We start from the raw sequence: 18879 nt of genomic DNA on the forward strand, positions 1-18879 counted from the left end.
CCCGGGAAATCGGGTGAGGCCCCGGCATCGTAGGGGACTTATAAGACGGTTATACGGTGTGGGGGCGGCAATGCCGTCGTTCGCCTATGACCGTCAGCCTTCACTCAAGCTCCACATAATAGTGTACGCACGGGAAAATGGGAAAATGACAATTTCTTGTGACTGGACTGTCTGCAAAGTGGCGCCATTTCCCGAAGCACGTTCTGCATCGACCCGAATGATCCGGAGACAGACAAGATGACGACCGAAGCCCTGGATGTATGCGCCTATCTGGAACGCGCAGCGGATGCGCTGGACCTGAGCGAGGATGTGCGGGAAGTGCTCATGCATCCCACCCGTTCGGTTTCTGCGAGTATCACGGTGCGCATGGGTGACGGTTCCCTCAAGACATTTCCGGGCTGGCGTACGATCTATTCGAATGCTCTCGGCCCCGCCAAGGGCGGCATTCGCTTTCATCCGACGGTGGACGAGCACGAGGTCAACACGCTGGCCTTCCTCATGACTTTCAAGAATGCCCTTGCGGGCCTGCCTTTCGGTGGCGGCAAAGGCGGCGTGGCGGTCAATCCGCGCATGCTGTCCCGGCATGAGCTTGAACGTCTGGCGCGTGGATATGTGCGGGCGCTCAAGCATGATCTCGGCACGGGCCGGGACATCCCGGCGCCGGACGTCAATACCAATGGAACGGTCCTCGCCTGGATGGCGGATGAGCTGGCGGCGCTCGAAGGCACGGCGCACACGGCCAGCATCACCGGCAAGCCGATCGTGCTGGGGGGCATTCCGGGACGTGCCGAGGCCACGGGCCGGGGGGCGGCGAAAGTCACCATGGCGCTGAAAGACCATCTTGGCCTTGCGGATGGTGCAAGCATTGCGATCCAGGGTTTCGGCAATGCCGGCGTTCAGTACGCCCATGACATGCATGAAGCCGGATACAAGATCGTCGGCCTGTCGGATTCTTCCGGGAGCGTGTACTCAGCCGATGGGTTTGACCCTTCGGAGGCAGAAGCCTTCAAGGCAGAGCATCGGGGGCTCAAGGGCTTCGCTGATGAAGCGCCGGGAGATGATCTGCGCCGGGCTGAGGCAGACATATTGGTCCCGGCGGCGCTGGGCGGGTGGATCGATGGCGACAGCGCTGAGACGGTCGAGGCCGGCGTCGTGGTCGAAGTGTCCAACCAGGCCTGTACGGTTGGTGGCGGCGACCGGCTGGAAGAGCGCGGTATCCACGTGGTGCCGGATATCCTGGCCAATTCGGGCGGCGTGAGCGTTTCCTATCTCGAATGGGTGCAGAACCGCTCCGGCGAAGAAATGACCAAGGAACAGGTCTTCGACAATCTGGACCGGCGCATGGAGCGGGTCGCACGCCAGGTCGCCTCGCGGGCGGCTGATGATGGTGTCGGCTTGCGGGCGGCGGCCTACCGCATAGCTGCCGCGCGCCTTGCCGAAGCAATCGAGAGCATGGGGACACGGCGGCTGTTCAACGAATAGGCGCCGGCCGGCCTCGATCTTCTGCCTTCTATCAAGTCCCTCCCCGGATTGTGCTAGCATTCGACACGGCAAAGCCGGGCTGAACCGGCACGAACCGGGGGAGGATTTTCATGACTGTCGCTGTCCTGTGCATCGCCGCAATGGCGCTGCTCATCTTTTTGCTCGGCTTCTGGGTTTCTATCCAGCGCGGGCGCACCAGCGTTATCACCGGTATCCAGGATGACCCGACCAGCGGTCTCAACAAGGCCGTCCGGGCGCATGGCAATGCCACTGAATATGTGCCGATCCTTGCGGTTCTCATGCTCTATCTGGGGCTGCAGGCCGACATGGCGGACTGGGTCATGTGGTCGATGGTGGTTGCTGCCGTCAGCCGCTATCTGGTGGTGATCGGGTTTCTGACCTGCAAGACACTTGAAAAGCCGCATGTGCTGAAGGCGGTGGGTGCGCTGGGCACCTATCTCGCCGGCATCGCCATGTGTGTCGCAGCCTATCTGACGGTCGCCTGAGCCGCCTTGGCTGCGAATATCCATCCAAGCCTGAAAGCCCTGCTGCCTGATATGGCGGCGGGGCTTTTGCATGCTGTGCCCGGCCGTTTCGGCCTGCCTGTTGCGGGTATCTGCGGGGCTCAAGGCAGCGGCAAGACGACCTTGGCCCATGCGCTTGAGGCTGAGCTTGCCGCGCAAGGCGTGCGGGCCCTGACGCTGTCGCTGGATGATTTCTATCTTCCGAAGGCGGAGCGTCTGCTGCTGGCGCAGGATGTACACCCGCTCTGCGCGACGCGCGGTGTGCCCGGTACCCATGACATGGCGCTGTTTGCGGAAGTGTTGAGGGGGCTTGCTGCCGCAGCGCCTGGCACCGAGGCACCCGTCCCCCAATTCTCCAAGCTTGATGATGACCGGGTGCCTTTCGCGGACTGGCCGCGGATCTCGGGGCGGCCTGACATCGTGCTGTTTGAGGGCTGGTGCGTTGGGGCGTCACCGCTTGCCGCATCTGCCCTCGAGGCGCCGGCCAATGCGCTGGAAGCCTCCGAGGATGCGGACGGGGTCTGGCGGCGCTGGTGGAATGGCTGTCTTGACCGGGACTACTGGCCGCTGTGGCAGGATCTGGCGCCGCTCATTCTCATTCGTGTGCCGGGGCTTGAGAGCGTCGTGCAGTCGCGCCTCGTACAGGAGGCAGGCCTTGCGGCGGCTGAGCCGTTGAAGCCGCGGATGGATGAAGCGGCCGTGCGCCGGTTCGTGGCGCATTATGAGCGGCTGACCCGGCATATCTGGGCGGAGATGCCTGCCCGCGCGCATCTGGTGCTTGACCGGGATGACGGGTTTTCTTTTTCGATTGCCGCGCCCATTTCCAATTGACCGGGCGATGGGGTAGAACCGCCGCCAATCTGACATCGAAATCCTCTGTCGAAGGAGACCCTGCAATGGATCAGGATCCTGTTGTCATCGTCGGCGCCAAGCGCACCCCCATGGGCGGTTTTCAGGGCGATCTGTCATCGGTCAGCGCGCCGGAACTGGGCACCCATGCCATCAAGGCAGCGCTTGAAGATGCGGGCCTTGGGGCTGATCAGGTGGATGAGGTGATCATGGGGCTGGTGCTGCCGGCCGGCACCGGTCAGGCGCCCGCGCGGCAGGCGTCGCGCCATGCGGGGATTCCCGATGAGGCCGGTGCCACCACCATCAACAAGGTGTGCGGCTCCGGCATGAAGGCCGCAATGCTGGCGCATGACGGGCTGTTGCTTGGTAATGCCACCGTGGTTGTCGCCGGCGGCATGGAGAGCATGACCAATGCGCCTTACCTCTTGCCCAATGCCCGCGGCGGCATGCGGCTGGGCCATGGGCAGGTGAAGGACCACATGTTCCTGGACGGCCTTGAGGATGCCTACGAGGAAGGCCGCGCCATGGGCACGTTCGCCGAAGACACGGCGGAGAAGTACCAGTTCACGCGCGAGGCGCAGGACGCCTATGCCATTGAGAGCCTGAAGCGCGCCAAGGCAGCTAATGAGGGCGATGCCTTCAAGGGCGAGATCGCACCGATCACGCTGAAGACCCGCAAGGGCGAGGTGACGGTCTCAGCCGACGAGCAGCCCTTCAAGGCCTCGCCGGAGAAGATCCCCAATCTTAAGCCCGCCTTCCGCAAGGACGGCACGGTGACGGCGGCGAACTCAAGCTCGATCTCCGATGGGGCGGCTGCCATGGTGCTGATGCGCAAATCCGAAGCAGAAAAGCGGGGCCTTACGCCGATTGCGGCCATTCGCGCGCATGCGACCAACTCCCACGCGCCTGAATGGTTCACCACGGCGCCGGTGAAGGCCATCGAGAAGGTGGTGACGAAGGCCGGCTGGACGACGGATGAGGTGGACCTTTACGAGATCAACGAAGCCTTTGCCGTGGTCCCCATGGCGGCGATGCATGATCTCGGCCTCAGCCACGACAAGGTCAACATCAATGGCGGCGCCTGTGCGCTTGGCCATCCGCTCGGGGCGTCCGGTGCCCGCGTGATGGTGACGCTGATCAATGCGCTGCGCAGCCAGGGCAGGACCAAGGGCGTTGCGTCCCTGTGCATCGGCGGTGGTGAAGCCACGGCGATTGCACTGGAGATGTTGAACTAGCTTTCCGCACCTTCAAGACAAAAGCCCCGCCCGGATCAACCGGTGCGGGGCTTTTTGTCAGGCGGCCCGCTCAATCCGGTAGACGAAGGCCGGCGGTATGTTGCGCAGGGCCATGCCTTCATAGGTTGCCTTGAGGCCGAACGCGTCCAGCACGTCCTGGCTGATGGGGCAGCGGGGCTTGTAGGTGAACTGGCGGTAATAGCCGCCGGGTTTCAGCCGCGCGAAGCTGCCGCGCATGATGGCGCGGTGGTTGTCGCCGGACATGTTGACCAGCGGCAGCCCGCTGATCACCGCATCCAGGTCCCGCACATCGTCGGGCAGGGTATCGATCTCGAAAGCTGAATGGTCGTGAATGCGCGCGCCGGGGAATTGGGCGCGCAGGCTCTGGATGAAATCCGGGTTCATCTCGATGACGTTCAGCCGCTCTCCGGTGACGCCTGCCCGTGCCAGGCCGCGCGTTAGGGTGCCCGTGCCGCCGCCCAGTTCCAGCACCGTCTGACCCGCTCCCAGCCCGCGCGCCATGAGCCCGGCAAGCACCCGGCCCGACGGTGCGACGGCTCCAATGCTCTTGGGATTGCGCAGAAAGGCCTTGAGAAAGGCAAGCGGTGAGGCTTTTGCGTCGGCGGAACTAATGACGGTCATCAAATCGGTGCTATAGAAGGGGCAAGGCGCGCGGTTGCAGTGATGGGCGCGGACGGGACTGTGCCAGATTTTCCGTCCGCCCGTCTCGGCTTGCAGCGAAAAAGCGCCGAAAAAACACCAGGAGGGACAGGGATGAGCGACGCAGCAACAGCGGGTATGAGCCAGAAGGACGCGAGCGCAGCAACGGCCAAGGCCAATGCGGCGGTGAAGTCAGGGGTTCTTGATTTCTCCGATCAGCAGAGTTTTGAGGATGCGCAGCGCGGGTTTATCGCCACCCTTGATCCGATGACGATCACCCGTGAAAGCGACGGGAAGGTGACCTACGACCTCGAGGCATCAAAATTCCTCGCGGGCGATGCGCCGGACCATGCCAATCCCAGCCTGTGGCGGCAGGCGCAGCTCAATGGCCTCAATCACGGTCTTTATGAGGTGGTGCCGGGGCTCTACCAGGTGCGCTCCTTCGACATCGCCAACATGACCCTCATCAAGGGCGAGACCGGGTGGGTTATCATTGACCCGCTGACGTCGTCGGAAAGCTCGGCTGCGGCGCTGGCGCTGGCCAACAAGGAATTGGGCGAGCGGCCTGTGTCCGCCGTCATCATCACCCACAGCCATGCGGATCATTTCGCCGGCACGCTCGGCGTGGTGGATCCGGCCGATGTGGCGTCCGGCAAGATCCCGCTGGTGGCGCCTGAAGGCTTCACCAAGGAAGCCCTGTCGGAGAACGTGCTGGCGGGGCCGGTGATGCAGCGCCGCGCCACCTATATGTACGGCAATCTGCTGAAGCCGGACCCGAAAGGCTTTTTGACAACCGGGTTGGGGGCGGCTCTGTCCATGGGGTCGACGGGCTTCGTGCCGCCCAATGACCTCATCTGCACCACTGGTGAGACACGGGTGCTGGACGGCATCGAAATCGAGTTCCAGATGACGCCGGGCACCGAAGCGCCGGCGGAGATGGTTTTCTATTTCCCGCAGTTCAAAGCGCTGTGCATGTCGGAGATCACCTCCCACCATTTGCACAATGTCTATACGCCGCGCGGGGCGCAGGTGCGCGACGCGCTTGCCTGGTCTGAACAGATCCAGGAGAGCATTGATCTGTTCGGTGACCGGCTGGAGGTCGAATTCGCGTCCCATCACTGGCCGATCTGGGGCCGGGAGCGGGCGGTCGACTACCTCAAGAAGCAGCGCGATCTTTACAAATACATCCACGACCAGTCGCTGCGGCTGGCCAATCTTGGCTACAACAAGGAAGAGGTGGCGGAGCAGCTGGCGCTGCCGCCATCGCTGGCCAAGGAGTTCTATAACCGGGACTATTACGGCGCGCTCGCGGCCAATGCGAAGGCGGTTTACGTCAAATATCTGGGCCATTTCGACGGCAACCCCGCCAATCTCTTCCCGCACCCGCCGGTGGCGGCGGCCACCCGCTATGTGAAGTTCATGGGCGGAGCCGACAATGTCATCGCCCAGGCCCGTGAGAGCTTCGAGGAAGGCGATTATCGCTGGGTTGCCGAAGTGCTGAACCATGTGGTGATGGCAGACGAGACCAACCAGGACGCGCGGCTTCTGTTGGCCGATGCCCATGAGCAACTGGGCTATCAGGCCGAATCCGGCGTCTGGCGGAATTTCTATCTGTCTGCCGCCATGGAGCTGCGCCACGGGGTGCCGGAAAGCCGGCCGCTGCAGGTGAGCGAGGGCATGGCTGCGGGCATGCCGCTTGAAAACCTGTTTCAGGCCATGGCCGTGCGGCTCAACGGGCCGAAGGCGGACGGCAAGGCGTATGCGTTCAATTTCGACTTCACGGACACCGGTGAGAAATACACGCTGACCCTTGGAAACTGTGTGCTCAACACCTTCCCCGGCCGCCATGACGCCAACCCCACGGCAACGCTCAGGATTTCGTCGCTCGACTTCAAGCTTCTGATGTTGCGGGTGCGGGATGCGGGCGATCTGATGGGCGACGGGCGGCTGGTGATCGAAGGCGACGCGCTGGCCTTTGCTGATCTGGGCAGCCTGTTCGACCAGTTTTCCCCGCGCTGGCCCATCGTGACGCCGCGGCCTGCCTGGGACTGAGGCCGGATCACACTGGTGATAAGGGGGCGGCTGCCTGTTGGGCATGCCGCCCCTTTCCGTTCCGGCATCGGGCGTACTAGGCTCGGCTCCGAAACAAAAAGGGGACCGGGGATGGCAACTTCCAGCGTGGCAGATCTCGACGCGGCTTTTTCATCCAGCTACCGCCAGGCGCGCGAGCGATTTCGGGCCGCGGCTACGCAGGCGGGTTTTACGCTCACCGAATACGTGAATGACCGGGCAACGGGCCCGGAGGGTGAGGTGCTCGTCACCGATGTGGCGGTCAAGGGCCCCGCGGACGCTGATCGGGTGGTGATCCTGTCGTCCGGCACCCATGGAATCGAGGGCTATTGCGGGTCGGGGTGTCAGGTCGCGCTCCTATCGGCGGGCGAGTTCGACGTCCTGCCATCCAATGTACGGGTGGTTCTGGTTCATGCCCTCAATCCCTATGGCTTTGCCCACAAGCGGCGGGTGAATGAGGACAATATCGACCTCAACCGCAACTGCCTGGACTTTGCCGCAGGTGTGCCAACCAACACTGACTATGAAGACCTTCACCCGGTGCTTGCGCCTGAAGACTATGGCTTGCGTCCCGCGCACTGGGACGCGCAAGTGGGGGAGTGGATCAAGGCGCGTGGTTTTCCAGCCTTTCAGGCAGCCGTTTCGAGCGGCCAGTACACACGGCCCGACGGGTTGTTCTACGGCGGTTCGGCACCGTCCTGGTCTGCCAGGACATTCCGCCAGATTGTCAGGGAGGCGGCTGGCAGCGCCCGTGACATCCTGCTGATGGATATCCATACCGGGTTGGGCGCGTTTGGTGAGCTTGAGAAGATCGGTCTAGGCAACCAGGTTGCCATCGAGCGGGCCCGACGGATATGGGGCAGCGATGTCACCAATCTGGCAGGCGGCGAAAGCAATTCCGCGCCTGTCAGCGGTGATATCAGCGTGCCCTTCTTCGAGGAGCTTCCTGCAGGCGCGCAGGGCACGGCCATCGCGCTGGAGTTCGGTACGGTGGATGGCGTAGCTGTCCTGAAGGCTCTGCGGCTTGACAACTGGCTTTACACGCAGGTCGATCCGAACGCGAAACAAGACTTGCAGAAAGCGGCAGAGATCAAGGCGACCATCGAAGCGGCGTTTCATCCCGACGATGATCGCTGGCGTGTTCGCGTCCATGAACTGGCGCGGGATGCGGTGCGGCAAGGGCTTTCTGCAAGCTAGTTGTCGATTGGCTGACGATCAATCGGGAGCCCGGGTGTGGGGCTTGTCCTCGGGTAACCAGTAAAGCTCACCGTCTGCTTCAAGATCTACGTCGTCGACGCCGATGCCGTCGAACGGGTTTTCAAGGGCATCCTGGATGTTGTCGAGGCCCACCAGAACGAAGGCGAAAGCAACGGCCATGGCATAGCCGAACGGCTCACCTGCGGTGGCAGCGATGCTCGCGTAGAGCGGTGCGAACAGCATCGGGAAAATGTTGAGGTACACCTTGGAATAGGCGCGCAGTGACGCCGGTGTACGGTAGTCCGAGATGGCGCGGAGCCTCTCGAAATCTGTAATTGCAAGGTTGAGGTAATTGTTGACGCGCGACACCTCGGTGGATGACAGGCCGGCGGCCCGCAAATCCTCGATAGAGTGTGAAAAAGCGGAGAAACAGGCGCGCACCTTCAGGCGGGCGGTGGGCTGGTCCTGTGTGTCTGCCGCCAGCGCCTCGCAGATAGACGCATAGAGTTTTCGGCCAATCTTTGCAGCGCGAGGCCCGTGTGTTTGGGGTGCGCCGACCCAGTCACGGTGGGCGAGGTAGAGCGAGGCGATGGTGGCACGCACCAATCCCAGGTAGCGCAAGGCCTCTTCGCGCCGCGTATAGGCCGCATTGATCGAGAAAACGATGGGAAAGACGATGGCGACGGCGATCAGGCTTGTGGGCAGATCAGCCGCGATCTCGTTGTCGATGCACAGATAGGTGGCAGCGCAGGCGAATGCCGTCACAAGCAGTACGTGCCAGTCGAAAATCCTGACGAAGTTCATTCTTGATCTTGCTTTCCGGCATCAAGAGGGGACGCCGGGTAGCGTCCCCTCTCTGTTGTGGTTCTGCTGCGCGGTGACTCACGCCGCGAGGCGCGCCTTGGCTGCCGCCCGTGTGGCGTCGAGCTCTGCCTGGCCCATGCCAAGTTTGTTGGCAATCGCCAGGATGGCATGGTTTTCGAAGCGATGCAGTTCACCGTCGGCCAGGGCAATTTCCCACAGGCTCTCGACCAGTGCAGTCTTCTGTGCGGGCGAATAGGCTTCGTTGATTGCCTTCAGAAGCTCTGCATCGTCATAGGTGGTGCGGGGCATGTCTGCGACTTCGGCCACGCTCTGCATGGCCTCATCTTCGGTCACATCAAAGCGGCGCGAGACGATCCGGGCCACTGCGGCGCGTTCCATGTCGTCGAAATCATCATCCATGCGGATGACTTCCAGGAGCAGGCCAACGGCCACGGTGTGTTCGTCCGGCAGCGTGGCCGCGCCGGAAAATATCTGTTTCAGCGCCTCGATCATCTTGATCCCCCGGTTTCCGGCACATTCAAGCCCGGCCGGGCCTTCCTCTGGTGCCAGTTGGCAAGCGGCGGGACTATACCGGCGAGCGCTTGTGTCATGCGAGCGTCACGGGGCGTGTCGTGCGTGAAGATTTGGTGACATTCATGTGGCGAATGACCGGAGGGCGCCGCATGAATAGCGCGTGCAAAAATGAGACGGCGTTAAGAGATTTTTCATTTACGCCTATGATTCGGTTGTGACTTCTTTACATTTTCGCCCTTCAGGCCGCGCATTTTGGGGTGCGCGAGCATTCGGTGGCCGCGCTTGGGGATGGCTGCCGGCACTGGGGACGACGGTATGTGCCTTGCAGAGATGCGAGGCATTACGGCGTTCTGGTCCTTTGGGGGGCAAATTTCGTGCGGGTTTATGCCATTTTGGCACTGATGGCCGGTCTGGCCACGGGAGCGGCCGGGTGTACGTCCCTGTCCGCCTCCCGGGGGCCTGCCGATGCCGGGCCTGCGCCTGCCTCTGCAGCACTAGATGACAGGGGTGAAGCCCAAGGTGCCCGTCGCACCATTCCGCCCTCGGAGCAGGCACAGCTGGCCCGCGAGGCCGAAGCTGCCGCAGCGCCCGCGCAAGCCGCGCCGCGATTGCCGCTCAAGCAGATCATCATTGAACGGGTTAGTGAGCTGCCGCAGCAAAGCGCGGTGACAGATGACAAGTTGCTTGCTGCTGCGGACGGCAAGCTGGGCACGGACGTAACCCTCGAAGAGCTGCGCGGCATTGCCACTGGCATGGAGCGGATCTTCAGAGATGAGGGCTATCCCTATGTGCGTGTCGTGCTCCCGCCGCAGCGTGTGGAAGCGGGCACCGTGCGCCTGCAGGTCATTGAAGGGCAAATCGAAGGTGTGGTCGTCCTGGGTTCGTCGCCCACTGCCAAGCGCCAGGCGGAAGCACAGCTTGCGCGGCTCAATGGTCTTGGCCCTGTGCCGGTATCAGAGGTGGAGCAGGTCGTAACAGCTCTCTCCGATGTGCCGGGGCTTAATGCTCGTGTGTCTCTTGCGCGCGGCACCGAGGGGCCGGGCACCATGCGCATCATCGCAGAGGCGGAGCGCGAAGAGCCACGTTTCCTGATCAACGCGCATAACTGGGGGGCCGAGAACCTGGGCCGGGAAGGTGTTACCGGTCTGGTGCGGGTGCCGGGCCTTGCTCTGTTCGGCGATGAGTTTCAGGCCTCCTTCTTTACCACGCGTGAGTGGGGAGAGCAGTTTGTCGGCCAGCTGGCTTATGAGCGAACCCTCACGTCCGGCGGGCTCAAGGTTCGGGTGGAGGGTACCTATGGCCAGGCAGAGCCGTCCGGCACAGTGGCGACCCTGGGCGCGACCACGGAGAGCGTGACCGCCAATCTGGAGGTCAGCCACCCGATCTACCGGGACCGTGATTTGCTCGTCGATCTCTATGGCGGCCTTGATTATGCAAACCTCAAGGGCGAGCTGTTCCAGAAGACAGTGCTCCTGTCGGATGACCGCACGCGTGTTGCCTATCTGGGTGCCGAAGCCGAAGCCGAGGTCGACGGCTTTTCGGCGCGCGGCCATATCGAGGCGCGGAAGGGCGTTGGTATCTTGCGGGCCAGCAAGAAAGGCGACCGGACCCTGGCGCGAACGGAAGCCCGGCCCAATGCTTGGTCGCTGCTGGGCGAGGTCAACGTGACCACCCCGTCTTTCCAAACCCTGCGTCTGGATGTGACCGCGCGAGGTCAGCATGCGCGTGACCCGCTGATGGCAGTGGAGGAGTTCTCCTTCGGCAACTACACCATCGTCCGCGGCTATGACCCCGGCGCTGCCACCGGCGATGCAGCCATCGCCGTCGCGGCAGAAATCGCCGGGCTCGGCTATCGGCCATTCAACAGCCGCACCCATTTGGAATTCTTCGGCTTTTTCGATATCGGCGAGTACTGGAACCGCGACAGGCTGGCTGTGCAGAACCGCACTTTGGCTTCGTGGGGCACCGGCGTGCGCATCAATATCGATGACTATGCCCGCGCCGAATTCACCTATGCGGAGCCGCTGCGCGAGCCGTTGGGCCTGAACGAAGGGGTTCCCGGTCCGCGCGTGCTGTTCTCGCTCACCACCAATGTGGGGCAGCTTGCCAAGGACGCGTATCAGACGGTTGCGGATCTGTTTCCCGCGGCGGAGGGAAGCTGATGCGCCGCGCTCGCCTCCACAGAGTATCGGTTGTGGCGCTGCTGGCCGGAGCGGGGTTTGCCGCCCCGTCTGCGCCCGCGCTGGCTGACCCAAGCGGCGGCTCTATCGTGCAGGCGTCTGACGCGGCCGCCAATTCCATTGGGGGAGCGCCCGGCGCTGTCGTCATCACTCAGGGCAGCGACCGGATTGCTATCGATTGGGAAACGTTTTCGATCGACAACGGGCAGAGCGTTACGTTTCTGCAGCCGGGCAATCAGGCCATTGCCCTTAACCGGGTAATCGGCAGTGGCGGCCCCATTCCTCAGAGCGTCATCGACGGGGTGTTGCAGGCCAACGGTCATGTGTGGCTGCTCAATCCGTCCGGCATTGCCTTCGGCAGCAATGCCAATGTGGATGTGGGTGGCCTGCTTGCCACAAGTGCCGACATTGACCCGGCCACGTTCATTGCCCTTGATCCGACCACAGATACCTATGCCTTCGCCGGTGGTGCCGGTGCTGTCACCAATTCGGGTGACCTTGATGCGCAGGGTCTGATGGCGCTGGTGGCGCCAGTCGTGACCAATTCTGGTGATCTGACCTCGTCCCACGGCGATGTGCTGCTGGGCGGGGCGGAAGCCTATCGGCTGAAATTTGTCAGTACGGCACGCAACAACGGCGCGGCCTTTGATGAGCTTCTGGTGACTGATTTCATTATCGATACTGCGTCCTCCGGTGTTGGTGCCGGCGGTGATGTGGTGCACCAGACGGCAGCAGGCCGGGCCATTGGCGGGCGGGTAATCGCCAATGCCTCCCGGGCCGGCGGCGGCGCCTTCCTCAACATGGAAGGCCTCGTGGAGGCCCAAGACGTGGGCGCCCTTTCCGGAGACGTTTTCCTGCTCGGCGGTGTGGACATCACAGGTAGTACCCTCGGCGCCACGGCCACAGACGCTATCAAGACCGACAACATGACCATCGTCGCTCCGGATACGGCGACAGGCAAAGGCACCGCCATCACCATCGGCGGCAATGCGGGACCGCCCAGCACCGGCGGTGGTGCCAGCAGCACCGGTAACATTGCGCTCACGGCCACATCTGGCGACATCACCACCAGCGGCGACTTCGATGCAACGGCGGGCACGATCTCGTTTATCGCTTCAAACGGCGCTATTGATGCCGGTGATCTGACGGCGACGGGTGATATCACGCTCACGGCTCAGGACATCGACATTGTCGGCACCAACCGCAGTATCGCTTCGACCGGCGGGGCCGTGTCGCTGACGGCTACCGGCGGTGGGGCCAGCAATATTTCTTCAACCGGTGTGCTTGATATCGACGGCGACAACGTCAGCCTTTCGGGACCGGTGATGGCGACCAGCATTGATATTGATGCGGACAACGGTGGTGTGGCGGCTAATGGGCTGACCGCTTCCGCCGGAAGCGTGTCAATCGATGCAACTGGTGCGGTCGACGTGGATGACGTGTCGGCAACGACGACAGCACGGGTCGTGTCATCCGCCGGTGCGGTAGATGTCGGCAATGTGACGGGCCCTGGCGGTGTCACTATCTCCGGCACCGATGTGGACCTCACGGGTGCGGGCGGTTCCGTGCAGTCATCTGGCGGCACGGTTGCTATCACGGCCACCGGCGGCGGTGCTAACAACATTTCTGCCGCGGGTGCCATTGATATCGATGGTGACGTTGTAACCCTTTCCGGCCCATTGACGGGGACAGGCGTTGATATCCTGGCTGATGTGGGCAACGTGACGGCCGGTGATGTCACGGCGACTGCCGGCAATGTGCGGGTTGATACGCCGGTCAACATCACCCTGGGCGATGTTACTGCGAGCGGCACCGTTGTCATCGGCGGGCCCGGGCTCAACACCGATTCAATTGATGTGGGCGACATTTCCGGTGCGACCAGCGTCGGCCTCTTTGGCACGGATATCGATCTCGTCGGGACAAACGGGTCCGTCCGGTCGGCCAACGGCTTCGTTCAACTCACGGCACGAACAGCAACGGATGGCATTTTGTCCGCCGGTGCTATCGATATCGACGCGCACAGTTTCGTGGCCCTGCACGGCAATCTGAGCGGTGGTGACAATATCACTGTGGATTCCACTGCCTCCTGGATTTCGTCCACGACTTCAACCGGGGACATGGTGTCCACCACATCCGGCTCGGTTGCCCTCAATGCGCCCGGGACGATCACTGTCGGTGACGTGACGGCCACGACTACAGCCTCTGTCACCTCCACCGGCGACGCGGTAGATGTCGGCAATGTCACGGCACCAGGCGGCATCACCGTCAGCGGCACCGACATCGATCTCACCGGTGCGGGCGGTATCCTGCTGGCGACGGGCGGCGCGGTGGCACTGACGGCTAGTGGCGGCGGGGCAAACAACATCTCGTCTGCGACATCGATCGACGTCGACGGCACCAGTGTTTCGCTCTCTGGCCCCGTGACAGCCTCTAACAATGTGGCGGTAACCGCAAGCACGGGTAATGCCCAGGCAACCGGTTCCGTCTCGTCTACGACTGGGTCCGTCGTCATTGAGGCGGCCAATGGCGATGTGGATGTAACAAGCCTCTCCGGCGCGACAGGCGTTACTGTCGCCGCCCGGGACGTCGACCTTACCGGAGCGGTGAATGGCGGCACGGGCACCGCGTCACTCACTGCTACCGCCGGCAATATCTCGACGCCCAATCTGTTTGACGTTGATGCAGGTGCGGTTCTGCTGTCGGGGCCGGTCACCGCTGGCGGCGGTATCGACATAGACGCTGCCACGGGCGGTGTGACAGCCAGCGGCGGGTCGCTGACGGCGACGGGCGGTACTGTGGACGTGTCCGCCCCGGTCGCGGTGGTGTCGCTGGACGGGGTATCGTCACCGGGTGATCTCACCCTGCGTGGCGCTGCTGTCACCTTCATCGGCAATCTCGTCGCGCAGGGACAGATCCTTCTCGAGGCGTTTACCGGGTCGGTCACCGGCACCGGCACGAGCAGCATCACCGGGCCCAATGCAGGGCTGACGGCCCGCGCCATTGGCGGCACCGTGACCCTCAATGATGTGAACATCGGCAACGACCTCAGTGCTCTTGGCGGTGCGGTGACTGTCACCGGGTCGTCGACCGTGGGCGGGACTGCGAGCCTGCAGGCCTTGTCCGGCAACGTGCATGTGGCAGGCGACCTTAATGCGGTCGGCGGCATTCTCCTGATCGAGGCACCGTCCGGTGCTGCGGTTATCAATGAGATCGCGTCGAGTTCGGATGTATCGCTCGTCGTGCTTGATCTTGATCTCACCGGTACGATTTCCGCCGGTGACCAGTTCAACCTGACGCCGGCAGGCACGGGACGTACAATCGTTCTGGGCGGTTCGGGCGGGTCGGACGGGGTTGTTTTCAGGCTGCCGCAGGGGTTCACGCTCGATGCTTCGGAGATCACGCGCATCAGCGCGTCGAAGCTCCAATTCAATGCAGGGAACAATGACCTTGCCCTGCTGAGCGCTACCTTCGACCCAGCGATGCTTCGGGAACTGCAGCTTGGAACTGGAGCCGCCTATCGCATCATCGCCGGAGGTGACGTGCGTGGGCTGCCGAGCCTGCAGCTTGGTTATCAGGAGGGCGGGACCGATGCCCGTCCGGAGCTGATCCTCGTTAGCGGCTCGTTGGGGGAGGACTCAACGGGCGGACGGATCGAATCCCTGCGCCTGTCGAGCCGGGGAGACATCGTGATCGGCACCCAGGCATTCTTCGACGCCTATGATGCCTCCAATGGTGACCTTGATCTGGCGACCCTCGCTGAACCCAATCTGGGTCAGTTCCAGGCCACTGAAGGACATGTCTTCATCGCAGCGGATCAGCTGCGTCTGGCATCGCCTGGCGAGATCGTCCAGCTCAATACGGGTACCGGCCAGGAAGGCAAGGGCGTCGTCTTTCAGGAGGCGACAGGTGGTGACGCCACGATCGAAGCTGCAGAAGGCGGTCCCACCCGGGTTAATCTGTTCGGTGTCGTGATCAACGCAGCCGGTGAACGGATCAGCAGTTTCGATGCGGGGTTGGAACCCAACCTACTTGACGCCGGCGTGGTGCAGAACGGCGAGTTGAGGCTCAATCTCTGCGTGATCGGCAATTCCGCGAGCTGTTCCATCGCCATTCTGCGTGAGGCGCAGGAAAGCGCCCGCTCGCGTAACAGCGCGCTCAGTTCGCTGACCAACAACACTCTTCTCGGCTTCGAAGACAATGACTTCGATGATGAAGACGATGAGGATGATCTTGGCGGCGTTGCCGGTGCGGGTAATGAAAGCCTGTGGGGGATCGGCCTGCCATGAGGAGTGCTGCTTCCAGAGCCGGGCTTGCCTCGCGCGTTAAAGTGCTGCTGATGGCCGGTGTCCTTGCGGGGTGCGAGACGATCAGCGCTGGTGCCGGATTTGGTGGCGGTGTCGCATCCGGGCGCGGCCTGCCGGAAGCGCTTGATCTGGGTGCCAGCGCGGACGGGGAGGCCTGCCGCGCCAGCCGCCGCATCGATGTTCAGCTCGCAGGGCTTGGTGCCCAGTATGACGTCTTCTGCGGCGCGTGGCGGCGACCTGCAGGAATAATTCAAGTCTATCCGCAGGAGAGTGCCGCCTCACTTGAGGGTTTTCTTGATGGGTGCGTCCGGGGGCGGAGCGTCACCGGCGGGGTTGCGGATGGAGACGGCATTCTGTCCGATCAGTTGACCTGCCCGGGCAAGTCGTCCGGCGCGCTTTTCCGCGACGTCGCGGTGCGTGATGAAGGTAATGGCCTTGTGACTGCGGGCCGTGGACTACCGGCACTGTTGCCGGTGCTGCGGCGTGGCGTGGCCGGTCTCGCGGGTAAGGAAGCACCGGTCGAATTGTCGATGAGCGAGGTTGAAGGCCTGCCCGGCGTTGTGGCGTTGCAGGACCAGGAGGTATTGCGGCGGCGCGGGCATAAGCGCAACGCTTCGTTTCGCTTCGCGCTTGCCGCGGATGACTTTGCACGCGCGGTGTCTATCCAGGATGGTCTGTTTGGCGGTGATCCGGAGCGCCGGGCGGATATTGCCCTGGACCTGGCTCTCAACCTTTCAGGTCAGGGTCGGTTCGCGGAAGCCGAGACGCTGCTGGATGATACGGATGCCGCCCTTGCTACGCTCAATATCGCCTGGTTGCGTGACAAGCTGACCAACTATCGCGCGGTGCATCTGCTCAATAAGGGGGATCTGCGCGACGCGCAGGCATTGGCTGAATCCCCCTTCAGTGCGGAGACGACGGGCGCTGTGGCTGCCTTCGATGATTTCGTTGATGACGGGCAAATCACGGTGATCAGCCCGCGGGAGGCGGAGTTCGTCAATCAACGTCGCGGCAGTGAGGTGCCACCGCTTTATTCAGACACCGAACTCGAACCCAATATCCGGGCCACTATCCTGCGTGCGCACCGGGCCTACATCCTTGCATCGCTTCTCGACCTGCGGGGACGTGAGGGCGGAGCGGAGGCGCTGGCCGAAGCAGCTCGCAGGGTAGCAGCCGCACCGCCGGGCTCGGCGCCCTGGCTGCAGGCGCTGATCGGTGAGAAGCAGGCCCTTGCAACGCTCAAAGAGGGACGGGCGGGGGCTGCTGTTTCGTCGCTGTCCTCCATCCTGGCGGATTGGCGTCGGCGTGAGCCACGCTCACTTCTGACGGCCCAATTGCTGACAAGCCTCGGCCGGGCCCTCAAGGCGGATGGGCGAGAGGTCGATGCGCTGGCCTCTTACCGCGAGGCGTTTGACCTTTTTTCAAGCGTCGAAGGGTCTTTCGGCGTTGCGCCGGATAGGGCAGGTGAATATCTGTCGCTGCTGGTGACGCGGGCTGATGGCGGGGCCAACGGGCCCGCCACGATCGATTTCATCAATGCCTTTGAGGATGTGGTGGAGCCTCGTGCCGCCGTCGCCATGGCGCAGGCGGCAGCGCGCCTGTCGTCGGACACAGCGGCTGTTGAAATCCGTGTGCTGCAGGATACCGAGCGCGCCCTTGCTGAGGCCCAGAAGACATTGCAGGAAGAAGCCGGGTCAGCTGACCCGGAGCGGCTTGCGGCCTTGCGGAAGGCGGTGGATGAAGCGGAGGACGCGTTGCATGTGGCAGAGGATGCCGCCCGCCGCGCCCAACCCAAATACATGCAGCTGGTCAACAAGGGCGCGACGGCGACCGACCTCGTCGATGCAGTAAGACCGGGCGAGGCCTTTGTGGCATTCACCGCAACGCGGTCAGGCGGGTTCGGCTATGCGGTGTTCAACGGCAAGGTGCGGCCGTTCAAGTCAGAGCTGACAAGCGCTGATGCCGCCAAGCTTGTGCGGCGCGTGCGCCTAACCTTGCGCAGCCGTCGCGGCGGTACGGTGCCGTTCGCAGTGGGGCAGGCGCATGAATTGTTCCTGGGCGTGTTCGGTCCGGTGCATGAAGAGATGAAAGCCTCCGGTGTCGAAACGCTCATCTTCTCGCCCCGGGGCTCCCTTGGATCCATGCCTCCTGCAGCGCTGGTCGCCGGTGTGCCCGGTGGGGATGGCGGGTTGCGCAGCCGCGATTACCGGCAGGTGGATTTTCTGGGGCGGCACTATGCGTTTATTTCGTCTCCGAGTGCGGGCAGTTTCGTTGCGACGCGCCGGGCCGAGCGGGCCGCCGCTACCGGCGGGCTGACAGTATTCGGACCTGCGCAGCCGCCGCGCGCAACGGATCCGTGGATCAATCGTTATGCGGAGCGCATGGTGGCTCAAGGTCGTCCGGAACGATGCGGTCGCATCTTCGCAGGGCAGGAAGCGTTGCAGGCCGAACTGACACCGCTTGCTCCGCGTGTTGCACAGAACTTCCGTCGGCGGACGATATCGGGTGCTGCTTTCACCGAGCAGAGCGTGCTTCAGGACCCGGAGATTGCCAATCAGCAGGTGCTGGTTTTTGTCACCCATGGTTTTTTCGGTGATGGGTTTTGCATTACCGAGCCGTCGCTTCTGACAAGCCTCGGGAGCGAGGGGGACGCGCTTTTGTCGGCGACCGAGATCCTCGACATGAATATCTCCGCTGATCTCGTCTTTCTGGCTGCTTGCGACACGGCGCGAGCTGCGGAGGGAGCGCAAGGTCTGGCGGCCCTGTTTGACGGGGCGCAGCTTGACGGTCTTGTGCGGAGCTTCATCTATGCCGGCGCGCGCGCCGTGCTTGCGACGCACTGGGTGGCAGACGACAAGGCGGCCGATGAACTCACCACGCGGTTCTTCGCACAGGCCCGGTCAGCCCCCATGCATGAAGCTCTCAAGCAGGCCCAGGGCAAGCTGATGGACGCTGAAGCGACGGCACATCCCTATTACTGGGCGCCCTATGTTGTGATCGGCGATGCTACCCACACGCTGGGCGGCTGATCACTCTTCAG

12 protein-coding genes are annotated in these 18879 nt (G+C 63.0%); 9 read left to right on the forward strand and 3 right to left on the reverse strand.

The features are described from left to right. The first annotated feature begins 237 nt into the window (after window positions 1-237). The 4 genes from HG718_RS15280 to HG718_RS15295 all read left to right on the forward strand — a co-directional run bounded on the left by HG718_RS15280 (window position 238) and on the right by HG718_RS15295 (window position 4090). Window positions 238-1482 (forward strand): Glu/Leu/Phe/Val family dehydrogenase, encoded by a 1245-nt coding sequence (locus tag HG718_RS15280; RefSeq protein WP_160586464.1) that lies wholly within the window; start codon window positions 238-240, stop codon window positions 1480-1482. Window positions 1483-1592: 110 nt separating this feature from the next. After that, entirely contained in the window at window positions 1593-1988 is a 396-nt protein-coding gene (locus HG718_RS15285) for an MAPEG family protein (RefSeq protein ID WP_160586465.1), read from the forward strand. A 6-nt stretch (window positions 1989-1994) separates the two neighbouring features. Next, complete coding sequence (locus HG718_RS15290) at window positions 1995-2837, forward strand: hypothetical protein (protein WP_205345613.1); 843 nt, start codon at window positions 1995-1997, stop codon at window positions 2835-2837. A gap of 65 nt (window positions 2838-2902) precedes the next feature. Further along, the gene (locus tag HG718_RS15295) at window positions 2903-4090 is read left to right on the forward strand and encodes an acetyl-CoA C-acyltransferase (protein ID WP_160586466.1); all 1188 of its coding nucleotides are present in this window, start codon (window positions 2903-2905) and stop codon (window positions 4088-4090) included. A 57-nt stretch (window positions 4091-4147) separates the two neighbouring features. Here HG718_RS15295 and HG718_RS15300 read toward each other — a convergent pair whose 3' ends face one another. Further along, the gene (locus tag HG718_RS15300) at window positions 4148-4732 is read right to left on the reverse strand and encodes a class I SAM-dependent methyltransferase (RefSeq protein WP_160586467.1); all 585 of its coding nucleotides are present in this window, start codon (window positions 4730-4732) and stop codon (window positions 4148-4150) included. Between the two features lie 132 nt (window positions 4733-4864). On the opposite strand from HG718_RS15300, the gene HG718_RS15305 reads away from it, so the two are divergent. Both HG718_RS15305 and HG718_RS15310 read left to right on the forward strand, forming a co-directional pair. Next, window positions 4865-6802 carry an alkyl/aryl-sulfatase gene (locus HG718_RS15305; RefSeq protein WP_160586468.1) on the forward strand — a complete coding sequence of 646 codons (1938 nt, stop codon included), beginning with the start codon at window positions 4865-4867 and terminating at the stop codon, window positions 6800-6802. A 126-nt stretch (window positions 6803-6928) separates the two neighbouring features. Continuing rightward, entirely contained in the window at window positions 6929-8017 is a 1089-nt protein-coding gene (locus HG718_RS15310; protein WP_160586469.1) for a M14 family metallopeptidase, read from the forward strand. 18 nt (window positions 8018-8035) lie between these two features. On the opposite strand, the gene HG718_RS15315 is transcribed toward HG718_RS15310, so the two are convergent. Together HG718_RS15315 and HG718_RS15320 are read right to left on the reverse strand one after the other, a co-directional pair. Continuing rightward, window positions 8036-8821 (reverse strand): hypothetical protein, encoded by a 786-nt coding sequence (locus tag HG718_RS15315; protein WP_160586470.1) that lies wholly within the window; start codon window positions 8819-8821, stop codon window positions 8036-8038. 78 nt (window positions 8822-8899) lie between these two features. Continuing rightward, a complete protein-coding gene (locus HG718_RS15320) occupies window positions 8900-9334 on the reverse strand; it encodes a tellurite resistance TerB family protein (protein WP_160586471.1) in 435 nt (144 codons plus the stop codon). A 395-nt stretch (window positions 9335-9729) separates the two neighbouring features. Between HG718_RS15320 and HG718_RS15325 the strand changes: the two genes are divergently transcribed. Genes HG718_RS15325 through HG718_RS15335 form a run of 3 tightly spaced genes read left to right on the forward strand, consistent with a single transcriptional unit; the run spans window position 9730 to window position 18868 of the window. Next, complete coding sequence (locus HG718_RS15325; RefSeq protein ID WP_160586472.1) at window positions 9730-11517, forward strand: ShlB/FhaC/HecB family hemolysin secretion/activation protein; 1788 nt, start codon at window positions 9730-9732, stop codon at window positions 11515-11517. After that, window positions 11517-15821, forward strand: a complete 4305-nt coding sequence (locus tag HG718_RS15330) for a beta strand repeat-containing protein (RefSeq protein ID WP_160586473.1) — start codon at window positions 11517-11519, stop codon at window positions 15819-15821. The genes HG718_RS15325 and HG718_RS15330 overlap by 1 nt, the downstream gene beginning before the upstream one ends. Further along, a complete protein-coding gene (locus HG718_RS15335; RefSeq protein ID WP_160586474.1) occupies window positions 15818-18868 on the forward strand; it encodes a CHAT domain-containing protein in 3051 nt (1016 codons plus the stop codon). Before HG718_RS15330 ends, HG718_RS15335 begins: the two co-directional genes overlap by 4 nt. Window positions 18869-18879: the final 11 nt, after the last annotated feature.

The organism is Pyruvatibacter mobilis, from assembly GCF_012848855.1.
Taxonomy (GTDB): Bacteria; Pseudomonadota; Alphaproteobacteria; order CGMCC-115125; family CGMCC-115125; genus Pyruvatibacter; species Pyruvatibacter mobilis.